General features: G+C 48.4%; 13 protein-coding genes. 6 read left to right on the top strand and 7 right to left on the bottom strand.

The window, feature by feature from the left end; translation table 11 throughout:
- Positions 1-10: 10 nt before the first annotated feature.
- From QT994_RS00670 to QT994_RS00660, 3 genes are all read left to right on the top strand, one after another.
- On the top strand, positions 11-841 hold the full coding sequence (locus QT994_RS00670) for a GUN4 domain-containing protein (protein WP_333048211.1): 831 nt from the start codon (positions 11-13) through the stop codon (positions 839-841).
- Positions 842-1567: 726 nt separating this feature from the next.
- On the top strand, positions 1568-2158 hold the full coding sequence (locus QT994_RS00665; RefSeq protein ID WP_333170875.1) for a YdcF family protein: 591 nt from the start codon (positions 1568-1570) through the stop codon (positions 2156-2158).
- 165 nt (positions 2159-2323) lie between these two features.
- Positions 2324-2869 carry a GAF domain-containing protein gene (locus tag QT994_RS00660; protein ID WP_333170872.1) on the top strand — a complete coding sequence of 182 codons (546 nt, stop codon included), beginning with the start codon at positions 2324-2326 and terminating at the stop codon, positions 2867-2869.
- A 266-nt stretch (positions 2870-3135) separates the two neighbouring features.
- On the opposite strand, the gene QT994_RS00655 is transcribed toward QT994_RS00660, so the two are convergent.
- The 7 genes from QT994_RS00655 to plsX all read right to left on the bottom strand — a co-directional run bounded on the left by QT994_RS00655 (position 3136) and on the right by plsX (position 10121).
- A complete protein-coding gene (locus QT994_RS00655; RefSeq protein ID WP_333170870.1) occupies positions 3136-3669 on the bottom strand; it encodes a hypothetical protein in 534 nt (177 codons plus the stop codon).
- 154 nt (positions 3670-3823) lie between these two features.
- Positions 3824-4462: a lysophospholipid acyltransferase family protein gene (locus QT994_RS00650; RefSeq protein ID WP_333170868.1), complete on the bottom strand. Its 639-nt coding sequence runs from the start codon at positions 4460-4462 to the stop codon at positions 3824-3826.
- A gap of 242 nt (positions 4463-4704) precedes the next feature.
- Complete coding sequence (locus QT994_RS00645) at positions 4705-5652, bottom strand: phosphate ABC transporter substrate-binding protein (RefSeq protein WP_333170865.1); 948 nt, start codon at positions 5650-5652, stop codon at positions 4705-4707.
- 10 nt (positions 5653-5662) lie between these two features.
- Positions 5663-6376: a PspA/IM30 family protein gene (locus QT994_RS00640; protein WP_333170863.1), complete on the bottom strand. Its 714-nt coding sequence runs from the start codon at positions 6374-6376 to the stop codon at positions 5663-5665.
- A 243-nt stretch (positions 6377-6619) separates the two neighbouring features.
- Entirely contained in the window at positions 6620-7501 is an 882-nt protein-coding gene (gene fabD, locus QT994_RS00635) for an ACP S-malonyltransferase (protein ID WP_190733372.1), read from the bottom strand.
- A 403-nt stretch (positions 7502-7904) separates the two neighbouring features.
- A complete protein-coding gene (locus QT994_RS00630) occupies positions 7905-8906 on the bottom strand; it encodes a beta-ketoacyl-ACP synthase III (protein WP_333170859.1) in 1002 nt (333 codons plus the stop codon).
- Positions 8907-9071: 165 nt separating this feature from the next.
- Positions 9072-10121, bottom strand: coding sequence for a phosphate acyltransferase PlsX (gene plsX, locus QT994_RS00625; RefSeq protein WP_333171251.1), 1050 nt, complete (start codon positions 10119-10121; stop codon positions 9072-9074).
- A gap of 214 nt (positions 10122-10335) precedes the next feature.
- On the opposite strand from plsX, the gene QT994_RS00620 reads away from it, so the two are divergent.
- From QT994_RS00620 to QT994_RS00610, 3 genes are all read left to right on the top strand, one after another.
- On the top strand, positions 10336-11670 hold the full coding sequence (locus QT994_RS00620) for a D-alanyl-D-alanine carboxypeptidase (RefSeq protein WP_333170857.1): 1335 nt from the start codon (positions 10336-10338) through the stop codon (positions 11668-11670).
- Positions 11671-11751: 81 nt separating this feature from the next.
- Positions 11752-12036 carry a 30S ribosomal protein S16 gene (gene rpsP / locus QT994_RS00615; protein WP_242721878.1) on the top strand — a complete coding sequence of 95 codons (285 nt, stop codon included), beginning with the start codon at positions 11752-11754 and terminating at the stop codon, positions 12034-12036.
- Entirely contained in the window at positions 11975-12508 is a 534-nt protein-coding gene (locus QT994_RS00610) for a KH domain-containing protein (RefSeq protein ID WP_333170853.1), read from the top strand. The genes rpsP and QT994_RS00610 overlap by 62 nt, the downstream gene beginning before the upstream one ends.
- The last annotated feature ends 154 nt before the right edge of the window (positions 12509-12662 follow it).

Raw genomic sequence — 12662 nt, 5'->3', positions numbered from 1 at the left:
TTATGGCAATATGTCTAACTGTCCAGTGTGCGGTGCTGAATACATAGAAGACAAAGCAGAGTTTTGCTCGATTTGCGGCTGGGATGTGACTCCCTACCCGCAACGTGCTAAGCCTTCCAAAACTTATTTAAAAAAAGAACGAGTTAGATTGCAGTGGGCAAAACAAATGTGGGAAGTGGCCCGCAATCAACAAGATTGGTCAGCAAAATTTGATGAGTTGCAGGGCGAAATGCAGCAAGGTGCGATCGCCCGCACGTACCTTCAATCTCAGTTAGAATGGGTTTTGTATCGCCTCGAACAACTAAACCCCGAATTGATTGTCAGCACTCTACTGCGACTGGAAGACAAAATCGGCGCCATACCTGACAAAACTCCGGCTGTCTCTGAAGTGGGGATGGACTACCGGCAACTGACAAAGCTATTAGAAACCGGAAAATGGCGCAAAGCTGACGAACACACTTGGGAAATCTTGCTGCAAATCGCTGTTAGGGAAGACGAAGGCTGGCTGAGTGCAGCCGATATTGACAGTTTTCCTCCTACAGACCTTCGCACGATCGACCAACTTTGGCAACAATACAGCAGCGGGCAGTTTGGGTTGAGCGTGCAGCAGCAGATTTGGGTAAGTACCGAGGCAAATTATACTGAATTTTGCGATCGAGTCGGCTGGCGAGTCAAGGAAAATTGGAAATATTACAGCGAGCTCTCGTTCAACGAAAATGCTCCCCCCGGACATCTCCCTGTCACCGCCTGGAGGCAGCGCGCCTGTTACGGTGCTGGTAAACTCACCGCGGCAGAAAACTTTGCCCGCATCGCTGCGAAACTGGCAACTGGCGATCGCTAATCATCCAAAATAAAAAATTCAAAATCGACATTAACTGCTATAATCAAAACGGTTTAGCAACTGGGGCTGTGGCTCAGATGGATAGAGCAAGCGCCTCCTGAAGAATCGGGCACCCTGCGAGGAAACTCTGGGAGTGAATGTGGTCAAATTTGGTGAAACCTAAAGAGTTCATGGGTTCCTATGACTCTAAGGCAATACCAAGCCAAGCCTGAGTTCAGGGCGATTAAAGAATTGCCTATATTGAAATCAGGAAGGTTTAGAGACTAGACGGTCACCACCTAAAGGCCGCAAGCCTATGGTGAAGGTATAGTCCAGAGAGTGGGGAAACTCACACAAATCTGAAGCGCTAGGCCGCCGGTTCGAACCCGGCCAGTCCCGTTAAAAATCAAGAAAAATTAAAAGCAGGAGGGGAAAGCTTAAGTTTTGCCCCTCTTTTTTGTATATCCGCTAACGAATTCGCCCACAGACGAATACTTGCTGGAAGACGAGGGCTTACGCAGAACCTCTCTCTCTAGAGTCCCTCTGAAATCTAAAATCTAAAATCTCCCGTTTAAGCCCCCAACATCAGCGTAGAGTCAATCTAAAATCTAAAATCTAAAATCTAAAATCCTATGATCCCCAGACCCTGTTTTAATTTTTAATTTTTAATTCCTGTTAGTGGGCTATACGTGCGGTATTTTTTGTTATGGTTCCTTTGTCAGTTACATAAAATTTTTATAGGTTTAGATGTGGTTAAGAATCCATTCAAACACTCAGCGTTACAAGCGTTTGAACACTTCACGCAGTTTTTGGTTCCTAGTAGGGCTTTTAATGGCGTGTTGGTTTGGCTATCAGCAGGTTAAGAGCGAATTTCAGAGACCCCAGGCGGTGTTAGTTCTAGGTGGGGCTACTGAGCGAGAGGTGTTTGCCGCCAAATTTGCTCGGGTTCATCCTGAATTGCCGATTTGGGTGTCCTCTGGGAGCAATCCCGAGTTCGCGGAATGGGTGTTTTCAGAAGCGGGAATTGAGTCCGATCGCCTGCACTTAGACTACAGAGCGGTGGATACGGTAACAAATTTTACCACGCTGGTAGATGAATTGAAAGCTCAAGGGATTGAGAGCGTGTATCTGATCACTTCTGACGATCATATGCGGCGAGCTCAGATTATCGGCGAAATCGTGCTCGGCAGTCGAGGCATTAGCTTTAAGCCTGTGGCAGTTCCGTCTGGTCGAACCCCCGAACCAATGGAAAAAGCTCTTCGCGACGGCGCTAGGGCTATTCTTTGGCTGACAACGGGTTATACGGGTGCTAACTTCACCCAAGCCAGAATTCAATAAACAAAGGGAAGGATTAAGCAAGTTTTAATTTTTTTCCATTCCATCTGGTTTGAAAACTTGTCTTCTATAGCGATTTAACGAACCGCGAAGACGCTGATGACAAATGCGTAAAAGAAGAGAAGGAGTAGTTTAAAATTAGTAGATGAACTTCAAAAGCTAAAGTTAATGACCGAGCAAATTCTGCCGCAAGTTCTAGAGCAAATTTTGAGTTATAGCAAAACGCCGGATGCTGTTTTTTCGGCTTTGGTGCCGGCTTTAGGCGAGGTGTTAAATTGCGATCGCGTCTTTCTCTACCTCCGCAATCCTGAAACCCAAATTGGCAGAGTACCTTACTGCTGGCGTCGCAACTCAAACTATCCAGAGGTTTGGGACCCGGAATGGAAAAAAGAACCTGAATCTTTAGGGGAAGAAGACCCTTTGTTTGCAGCAGCTTTGCGAACTAAACCGTCGATTTTTGTTGAGGATGTTGAAACAGCCCATCCTGAAGTGGTCAACAAAGATTTTGAGGCCAAAGAGTTCGGACATCGAGCTTTGATTCACGCTCACCTTTGTGATGACGGCTTATTGTGGGGGGTATTGCAGCCTTGTATGTTCGATCGCCCCAGAGTTTGGACTGACTTCGATCGCCAAGTTATCGCAGCAGTTACAGAAAAAATTTCGCCCTTAGCTGTTGCTTATGTCACCGCCTCAGCACCAAAAGATGAGCCATAAAAATCAATAATTGACTTGTAGGCAGGGGATGGGCAATGAAAAAATCTAAACTTAAGACTAAAACCACGTCTAGATCTGGGTTTTAGCCGAATCTCAATCCCCTTTCCGGCAGACGAAAGACCGTTTCCGGTTCCCCCCTTTTTAAATTAGGGGGGAACGATGCGCTAATTTTCACAGAGAATTCGGGTACTAAATTTGAGCTGATTGTTCTCACCAATGGTGAGGTGTGCATCGCCCTAGGGATAGACTTGGTGCACAATTCTTGTTTAAAAAACGCCCCAATTTTGAATGCCCCGACTGCTGAAAATCCCTTGAGCCCGACTAATATCATCCTCAGCGCCATCTACTACCACCAAATAATCGCCTGCCCGCAGGCGATCGGTGTAAATTCTAGCTGTTTCTTCGGGAATTCCCAAGTCAGTCAAGGCTTTCACCACTCCACCGAAAGCCGCAGCCGCGACGCCAGTGCTTGCTACGCCAGCCACGAGTGAGGCGCCCAAAGTCCCCGCTGCAATCATCGGCCCGATTCCGGGAATAGCTAAACTTCCCAGACCCACTAGCACGGTGGCTAAAGCACTATTTGTCAGAGTGTCTGCTACCACTCCTGCTCCTGTGTCTAGATTTTTATCGCCTACGTGAGCGATCGTTTGAGTATCGCCTACAGACTCACCTGCATCCCTAGCAACAACCGAAACTTTATCCATTGGAAACCCGGAAGATTTCAATTCTGTCAGAGCTTGCTCAGCCTCTTCGCGGTTAGAAAACAATCCCAACGCGCGGGTTTGATTGCTTGTTACCATATCTTTCTTCTTATCTCCTGTCAAATTAAACTCAAATTCAAGCCTAATTATTGTGCTTGTTTTCAATCACTTATATTGATATTTTTCGATGTTTATCTTTAGCATTCATCTATCTGTAGATATAACCTGAAAAATAGCAACAAAAGTTATAAAATCAGCGACCTAAATCGTGCATGGCATTAATCTCGATCGCACATCTTTGAGTCAGCGCCTGCAACTCCTCGCGATCCGAAGAACCGGGCGCTTCAATTAGCTTGCCAATTCGCACGGTTAGGGGCACCGGACGCGGCACTGCCGAACCTTTCGACGCGATCGCGTGAGTTCCCCACAAACTAACAGGTAACAGCGGCGCTTTAGCTTTAGCAGCTATCAGCGCCGCACCTAATTTCGGTTCAGTAATTCTGCCGTCTGGCGTGCGAGTTCCCTGCAAAAATACACCCGTCGCCCAGCCATTTTCCAAAGAGTTGATAGCCGATCGAATGGCACTGCGATCGGCACTTTCCCGCTTCACTGGATAAGCACCGTAAAGCGTAATTGCCTGCTTCAAAATAGGAACTTTAAATAACTCTTCCTTTGCCATAAATGCCACCGGTCGCCTCATGCAATTAGACAAAATCGGCGGGTCAAAATCGCTGGCGTGATTGCTGACTACCACCAGCGGCCCTTCTGTCGGAACATTTTCTGCACCGTAGATGCGGCCGCGAAAGTACAGGTGCAGCATCGGGCTGACAATTGACCATTTGAATAAATAGTAGAGAAGTAAACTTTCGACTGGTTCGCGACTTTTGCTCACAGAAAAACCTTAGATTTTAAATTACATCGAATATTAGCCTATCAGATCGAGTCCGTTTGAGATTATTCGGCGTTTGAAACCGCTTCTTGTCAAACGAAGTCCGCCTGCGCGGACTGAAGAATATAGTCCGCGCAGGCGGACTTTGCTTGTGTAGCGCCAGAATTTATTCTGGCGGACTATTTGCTTGCGTAGCGCCAAAATAAATTTTGGCGAATTGCTGAATCTCAAAACTTTGCAAAGGCTCAATTTCCAGCCAGCATGGCTTTTTGTCCTTCCGAAGAAGTCGCGTAGCCCAAGAAATCCTTAACTGCTTGGCTAGGAGGGTTTTTGTAGGCGTAGTACAACTGCCGCTTGTAAGGATAGTTACCAGCATCCGGCGTCGCACCGTTGACGGGAACAACGCGCACAGTTTTCTGATTGGCTACTTGAGCGAAAGTCGCATAGCCAATGCCGTTGTTGCCTAAAGCTTGCAGCAGCGGAGTTGTCGCATCTCGATCGAGCGTGGTAATATTTGCCGTCGTGCCAAACTCGCCACCTCCTAGCACTTGTTCTTTAAACGTTTGGTGAGTGCCACTAACTGCCGGTCTGTTAATTACTTTAATTTGGCCCGCCGGGCCGCCGACTTTCGACCAGTCTTGAGCATTTCCCTTGAAGATATCTTGAACTTGAGCGGAGGTTAAACCTCCTTTGAAGGGGTTGTTAATGCCAACTACAAGGGCGATCGTATCTAGGGCAACAGGCACCGCTGCTAAACCCTGACCTTGTTCTTGAGCCGTCAAAGGTCGCGATACCGCTGCAATATCGGCTGTTCCCGCCACCAAATCTTGAATTCCCTTTGCAGAACCATTTGCTTTGGTATCGACTGTCGTGCCGGAAAACTTGCCTTGAAAGCCGTTCTTGAGGTTCTGATTGATTGTCACCATGCTGGTAGAACCGTCAATTCTCACGGCCGTACCCGCAGGTACGGAAGCTGGAAGCGCAAAGGAAGTAGCTGCAACAGGGGAAGCACCGCCGACTACTGGCGCGACGGGAGGCAGATTGGCCCCACCACCGCCTGCGGGTATGGGAGTGGGGGGATTGTTACTAACATCTTGCGATGCTGGTTTGTTGAGAAAAAAGAACCAACCGCCACCGGCGAGCAACAGAAATAACAGAATAAAAACTATGGGGGGAGGCCCGCTCTTAGCCATAAAATTCTCCTTAGCTGGGAAGTTCTTTGTTGTTGGAGCCGTCTAACATTTGTAGCCTGCGATTAACTTCATCGTCTAAGGTCATATTTTCTAATTCTGCCTGAAGTCTTTCTTGGGGGTTTTCAGATAGTTCTGCTAAAGCTTGCTGTTCGAGGTTGCGGCCGTGGACGGCGTTTTTGGCTTGCTCAAATTGCGATCGAGCTGAATCGATACTGAGGTCGTTGTTGACTTGGGATATGGCTCGAAGGGCTTCGTTAATCTCAGCCATATCTTTCATATTTTGCATATCGGTTTTGTAGGCTTCCAGCTTCATCCGTTCTCGATTTAGCTTGTCTTTGGAAGCGTTGACGTACTGTTCGGCTTGTTTTACTTGAGCTTCTAACTGCGGCAGAATTTGTTCTGTCTGAATTACTTTCGACATTGCCAAGCGGGCTGCTTCTTCGTTGCCGTTGCGCTGGGCTGTGATGGCTTGGCGCTCTACGGTTTGCATTTCCCTAACTTTTTCTTCATATTTAGTTTTGGCGCGCTGGTAGGCTGCAACTTGGGTGGAGACTGCTGCTGCTAGCTTTTGCACGGATTCTTGCATCGATCGCAGTGACTCTTCGGCTACCGCCACCGCCACCGGGCCGCCTGATTCTACGGGCAGTCCCCACATCCAATTCCAGGCACCAACTATGATTCTGCCTGCCTTGTCGCCCATTAACCAGTAAAGGACTTTTTTCATATAAATACCAGATAAGCTTGGTTTTTACGCCTAGTTTACATCAGGATTTGTCGATCGCCCCGTCAGCTCGATCGATATCTACAATTTTAATAAATATTTTCTAACTGTCTGAATCGTCTATCCCCAATTAGCACCACAGGCAATATTCGGATTTTCCTGTGGTGCTATTTGTTTTTCGGCAATCTTCAGGCCTGTTAACTCTCAATTTTACCGCCTGGGATTTCATCACAGGTTAAAAATAGATTAAGCTGGCAAATCTGCAAAACTACTAACATTTACCAGCGCTAAATCCGGACAAGTCCGTTTGATCAAACCTGTCAGAACTTTGCCGGGGCCAATTTCCACTACGCGATCGATTCCTTGTTGTGGCAATTGCAGCGAAATTTCTCGCCAGCGCACGCCTTTGGTCATCTGCTGAGTCAACCGCTGCTTTAAAGTGGCTGCGCTGGTAGTGGCTGACGGTTCTGCGTTCGAGAGTACCAGCATTTTCGCATCGGAAAATCTTGCAGACTTTAAAGCTAGTTGAAACTCTGCCGCCACCCCAGCCATCAGGGGAGAGTGAAACGCACCGGAAACATTCAATTTAACCGCGCGTTTGACTTTGATTTTGGCAAGTAAATCTTCTACTGCTGCGGGCGTTCCAGAAATCACGACTTGTGCTTCGCTGTTGTCGTTTGCCAGCACTACGTCTCGGCTGTATTGAATTTGCAATTCTAGTTCCTGCCTGTCGAACCCGATCAAAGCCACCATTTGCCCGCCCGAGGCGGTGTCCATGAGTTCGGCGCGGCGTTTGACTAAGCGCAACCCGGTTTCAAAGTCAAAGACGCCTGCTGCGTAGAGGGCAACGTATTCTCCTAAACTGTGACCGGCCACTACCGCTGGTCGATCGCTTTTTTCTCGCATTAAGTCGGTCAAAATGCTTTCTACTACGAACAAGCAAGGCTGAGTGTAGAGAGTCCGAGATAGTTTTGCTTCTTCTTTTTGGCAAACTTCCGAGACAGACCAACCTAAAATTTCTTTAGCGAGCTCAAATTTGGCTTTGGCTGTTGGCAAGTTTAATAAGTCTGCACCCATCCCGATCGCCTGGGAACCTTGTCCGGGAAATACCCATGCTGTTTTAGTCATTTTTCCGGTAATCTGCTAATTGGTGGTTGCTAATTGGTGATTGCAAAAATTCTTTCTTTCCCGCTTCTAAGTTCGCTTGCTGGTATCCGCTATCTTTCGGTTAACGAACTATCTACTCGCGACTCACAATTTTAACATAATAATTGCAGTTTTTACGAAATTTATATTTTTTTTGCTACTTTAATTAAATTAATAGCAGTAACAAAATTTTCCACCTTCTAGCCGGCGAAAGTCGATCGAAAAATAGAGGATTTCCAATTCCAGACCCCGCTTGTCAAGAACTCCTGTCCTCCGGGTGCAGCCGTACACCTTACCCTGTGTGTGTATAGCGTGTTAAAGGATTTGTATTTATCAAGGGTCGAACTCCCGACAATCACCTGGGCAAGTTTACAGTCGGGAAATATCACCTTCCCCATTGAAAAATAGCCGCCCCCCAAGTCAAACCTGCACCGAAACCAGCAGCAGCAATAGTATCGCCCGCTTTAACTTTACCCAGACGCACGGCTTCGTCTAAGGCCAGGGGAATTGAAGCCGCTGAGGTATTGCCGTAATTTGCCAAATTGCTGATTACTTTTTCGGGGGGAATTTTTAGCCTTTGGGCCACGGCATCAAGAATCCGCTGATTGGCTTGGTGCAACAACAGCCAGTCAATTTCAGCAGCGCTAATATTTGCCCGAAACATCGCTTTTTCTATGACTTCCGGCACTTTTTTTACGGCAAACCGATAGATTTCTTGACCGTTCATTGTAATGGGATGAAATCCGCCAACTCCGATGTTGACGCCCTCAATTAATTCTTTTGACTCAGCTTTGTAAGGCAAATTGAGAGACGAATTTTGCGTGCCGTCGCTGCGAATTTCAAATCCCAAAAAGCGATCAACTTCTGAAGCTTGCAATACCACCGAACCGGCACCGTCTCCAAATAGAATGCAAGTACCGCGATCCGACCAATTCACCCAGCGAGACAAAATATCTGCTCCGATCAGCAAAACATTTTGATAAACCCCTGTCCGAATGAACTGCGAGGCTGTAACTAAACCAAAAACAAAGCCCGAACAAGCTGCTGTCAAATCAAAAGCCACAGCTTTTGTTGCGCCCAATTGATATTGAATTTTACTGGCAGTGCCAAACAAATCGTCGGGGCTTGAGGTCGCCAAAATAATCAAATCGATATCTGTAGGCGAAATCTGTGCCATTTCGATCGCCTTTTGAGATGCCTCTGTGGCTAAATCGCACAAAGAAGTGCGATCGTCCGCCAGCCTGCGGGAGCGAATGCCCGTCCGCGCCCCAATCCACTCGTCAGAAGTTTCTACTATCTGACTCAAACCGTTATTATCCAGTGAAACCTGCGGTGTACAAGAACCGCTACCTGTGACGGCAATGCCGAACCCTGATTGCTGCAACATTCCTCTCCATTTACTCGCTGTTCGATCGAGAAATTAAAAATTAAAAACTACTAATTAAAATTATTTTTTAAACTGCTGAAATTACTTTTTTGTGAAGCAAAACCGCTTGTTTAAGCTGATATTTTTAATTTGACATTTTTAATTTTTAATTCCTACTTACTGCCTCTAATTCACAGCTTCTTGTTCCAGAGCGCTTTGCTGATTGGACGAGCGAATTCGCTCCAGCACTTGGTTGTCAATAGCCTCCTTCGCCAAACGAATGGCATTAAAAATCGAGCCAGCTTGAGACGAACCGTGGCTGATAATGCAAACTCCAGCAACGCCCAATAGCAAACCGCCGCCGTGTTCAACGTGGTCTACCCGCTGCTTAAATCCTTGCAAGCTTTTTTGCAGCAGAGGATCGTTAATTTGATGTTGGAGTCCTTTGACTAATTCTTCCTTAAGAACTTGCACCACGACTTCGCCCACCGCTTCGGCAAACTTCAACAACACGTTGCCAACAAACCCGTCGCAGACAATCACGTCGAATTTCCCCGACAGCACGTCGCGGCCTTCGGCATTGCCCACAAAAGGAATGTTCGGGTTGTCCACCAATAACTGGTGAGTCCGCACTGCCGCGTCGTTGCCTTTAGAAGGTTCTTCGCCAATGTTGAGCAGGCCGATTTTAGGTTCGGCGACGCCCAGCACGCACTGGCTGTAAATAGTTCCCATAAGAGCGAACTGCTCCAAAAATTTGGGGCGGCAGTCCACGTTAGCGCCGACATCGAGAATGAGTACAGAGGTGCCCGCTACCATTGTCGGCAAAACCGCACCGATCGCAGGGCGATCGATTCCGGGGAGCCGCCCCAACCTGAGCAGGGCAGCAGCCATTGCCGCGCCGGAGTGACCGGCGGACACCACAGCATCAGCTTGCTGCTGCTTTACCAAGTTCATCGCTACGTTAATCGAAGCGTTGGGCTTGCGTTTGAGGGCACTTAAAGGTTCTTCGTGCATTTCCACCGATCCTTCAGAAGGAACGATTTCTAGCTGACCTGGAGAGACGCGGCCGATCGCGTCTTGTTGCCGGAGCGAGTCTTCTATTTGCTGCGGGTCGCCCACGAGCAAAATCTCTACGCCTAATTCTTCTTGTGCCTTAAGCGCTCCAGCTACAACTTCGGCGGGGGCATGATCCCCACCCATAGCGTCTATTGCAATTCTTGCGCGTGTCGATCCCATTGACCAATGTTTGAGAAACACTAAAAATTCTACCAGGAAGTCAGGAGCGTGAATCCAGAAGTCTGAAGAAAGAACTAAAATCCGCTCGCAACGGCGATCGGACAATTCTCATTTCCGACTACTCTGATAGAGCTTGTTTTGTCACTACTTTACTATTTTTGCCTGCAACTTGAAAAAATCAATGCAATAGTTTACATGACTTTAGGAGTAAAAAATGCTGGATTTATTTAGCTCAGGGATGATGTCTCTGTGGCTGGACATGGCTGGGGTAGGCACTGTCGCGCCTAATGCTGCGTCAGTGCTGGCTTGGCGGGGAGGAATACCCGGGTTAGTGGTGGCCGAAGATTTGGCTTTTGGGCGAATAAATGCGGCAAATCCAGACTTGCCTGCAGAAGCGACGGTGCGGGAATATTTAAAAGACTTGAAAGACAAGAAGCTGATTGACGGCAATCAGGGAATTTGGGTGCAAGCAGGAATGGTGCCGCTGGTAAGTCAGCAGGGGACAATGCTGATGCCTGGGGCTTCGCTGACTAAGATTGCAACTTCTCTGGCGTCGCTGGAGACTTGGGGCGCGGATTATCAGTTTGAAACGCGGTTCCTAGCAACGGGGCCAATTAACAATGGTGTATTGCAGGGAGATTTGGTGGTCAGCGGTGGGGGCGATCCGCTGTTTGTGTGGGAGGAGGCGATCGCCGTTGGCAATGCTCTCAATCAAATGGGTATCGAGCGCGTGGCGGGAAATTTGGTGGTGACAGGCAATTTTCGCATGAATTACGAGTCCGATCCTTTGGCCGCGGGGGAGATACTGCGGCAAGCTCTTGAGGGTAGCAATTGGCCTGCGGACGTGGTGGCAATGTATTCTAAGATGGCTCCAGGAACTAGAAAGCCACAAGTAACGGTTGCCGGCAGCGTCATTGCTGAGAAATTTGTGAGTTCGGGGCATTTGCTGCTGAAACGCCGATCGCTTCCTTTAGCCGAAATTCTCAAGCAGATGAACGTCCACAGCGATAATGAAATGGCTCAGATGCTGGCAGACGATTTGGGCGGGGCAAAAATAGTCCAGCAGCAAGCGACTTGGGCTGCAGGGGTGCCGGAGGAGGAACTTCAATTAGTTAACGGTTCGGGATTGGGAGTGGAAAATCAGATGTCTCCGAGGGCCGCTTGTGGGATGATGCAGGCGATCGCGCGCAACCTTCAGACTACTGGCCTGACGATTGCTGACTTGTTTCCGGTGTCCGGGCGGGATAAAGGCACGGTGGAACATCGGCACATTCCGCGATCGGCTGTGGTGAAAACAGGTAGTTTGGACACGGTGATTGCTTTGGCTGGAGCCATACCCACGCGCGATCGGGGTTTAGTGTGGTTTGCAATTATTAATCGCGGCACCGATTGGGACTCTTTGAGAACACAGCAGGATATATTTTTGCAAAAATTGGTGGCTCAGTGGGGAACTGCATCAATTTTGCCACTAGCAATTACACCGCACATTGACGGCGCCAGACCTGCCTTGGGGGCAGCAAATCGTAGCGATATTTTGGTGGGAGGTTAAGAAATAGGGGTTGAGTTGGGGTTCGGGGAAGGAGCGCTGACAAAATAGCTTAGAATTGGAACAAGACTATTGTGCAAGAAGATGATCAAACTGCGATTGAAGAGATACGGGAAAAAACGCGAGACAAGCTACCGGATTGTAGCTATGAACAGTTCTACTCGCCGCGACGGCCGTCCCCTAGAAGAGCTCGGCTATTACAACCCCAGAAATAATGAAACCAGGCTGGATGTTCCAGCGATTGTCAAGCGCCTACAAGAAGGCGCTCAGCCAACTGACACCGTGCGTGACATCCTGAGAAAAGCCCATGTATTTGAACAAGTCGGAGCCGGAGCCAACGTTGAATCCAGCACAGCAGCAGTCAGCTAGTCCCAACTACGCTGGACTGGTTAAATTTTTAATTGGGCCGTTTTTAGAGACCCCGGGATCTTTGCGGGTTGATTGCGAACTGCACCCGCGCCAATCGCGGGTCTGGGTTCGTCTCGCTTTTGAAGATCCGGACAAAGGGCGAGTTTACGGTAGGGGCGGACGCAATATTCAGGCCATTAGAACTACCCTTGAAGCGGTGGCGCAGACGGCGGGTCAGTCACTCTACTTAGATATATACGATGGCGAAGCGGGCGATCGTGGATCTGGCCCGCCCAGGGGCGATCGCCCGGATCGCCCGGATCGCCCAGATCGCGACCGCCCAGATCGTGGCTCGCGGGAGCCGCGAGGCGATTTCCGACCCCGGACGCCACCTCCGTCGCCGAGTCCCTTAGCTAGCAGAACTCCGAGAGAACAACCTCGCCGTACTAACACACCTACGTTTAGAACGAGCAGAAATACTCCCGGTTATTAACTAACTGCATAGCCAAGAAAGAATTTTAGATTTTAGATTGCCTATTGTAGACTTTGTATTACAAGCCCCGTTAGGTTTGAAATTGCCGGTTTTGCGATCGGAAACAAATGTAAAATTTGAAATTTCAAATGTCAGCGGGGTCGGGTTAATCTAA

Origin of the sequence: Microcoleus sp. S13_B4, from assembly GCF_036700885.1 — a bacterium.
Lineage (GTDB): Bacteria > Cyanobacteriota > Cyanobacteriia > Cyanobacteriales > Microcoleaceae > Microcoleus.
The sequence above is the reverse complement of the archived record's forward strand: the minus strand, read 5'-3'. Positions and strand labels throughout refer to the sequence as shown.

Excerpts from the sequence above, each read along its gene's own strand:
- QT994_RS00640 (WP_333170863.1), bottom strand. The coding sequence starts at position 6,376 with ATGAAAAAAGTCCTTTACTGGTTAATGGGCGACAAGGCAGGCAGAATC.
- QT994_RS00665 (WP_333170875.1), top strand. The coding sequence starts at position 1,568 with ATGTGGTTAAGAATCCATTCAAACACTCAGCGTTACAAGCGTTTGAAC.
- QT994_RS00670 (WP_333048211.1), top strand. The coding sequence starts at position 11 with ATGTCTAACTGTCCAGTGTGCGGTGCTGAATACATAGAAGACAAAGCA.
- QT994_RS00620 (WP_333170857.1), top strand. The coding sequence starts at position 10,336 with ATGCTGGATTTATTTAGCTCAGGGATGATGTCTCTGTGGCTGGACATG.
- plsX (WP_333171251.1), bottom strand. The coding sequence starts at position 10,121 with ATGGGATCGACACGCGCAAGAATTGCAATAGACGCTATGGGTGGGGAT.
- QT994_RS00630 (WP_333170859.1), bottom strand. The coding sequence starts at position 8,906 with ATGTTGCAGCAATCAGGGTTCGGCATTGCCGTCACAGGTAGCGGTTCT.
- QT994_RS00655 (WP_333170870.1), bottom strand. The coding sequence starts at position 3,669 with ATGGTAACAAGCAATCAAACCCGCGCGTTGGGATTGTTTTCTAACCGC.
- QT994_RS00645 (WP_333170865.1), bottom strand. The coding sequence starts at position 5,652 with ATGGCTAAGAGCGGGCCTCCCCCCATAGTTTTTATTCTGTTATTTCTG.
- QT994_RS00610 (WP_333170853.1), top strand. The coding sequence starts at position 11,975 with ATGTATTTGAACAAGTCGGAGCCGGAGCCAACGTTGAATCCAGCACAG.
- fabD (WP_190733372.1), bottom strand. The coding sequence starts at position 7,501 with ATGACTAAAACAGCATGGGTATTTCCCGGACAAGGTTCCCAGGCGATC.
- rpsP (WP_242721878.1), top strand. The coding sequence starts at position 11,752 with ATGATCAAACTGCGATTGAAGAGATACGGGAAAAAACGCGAGACAAGC.
- QT994_RS00660 (WP_333170872.1), top strand. The coding sequence starts at position 2,324 with ATGACCGAGCAAATTCTGCCGCAAGTTCTAGAGCAAATTTTGAGTTAT.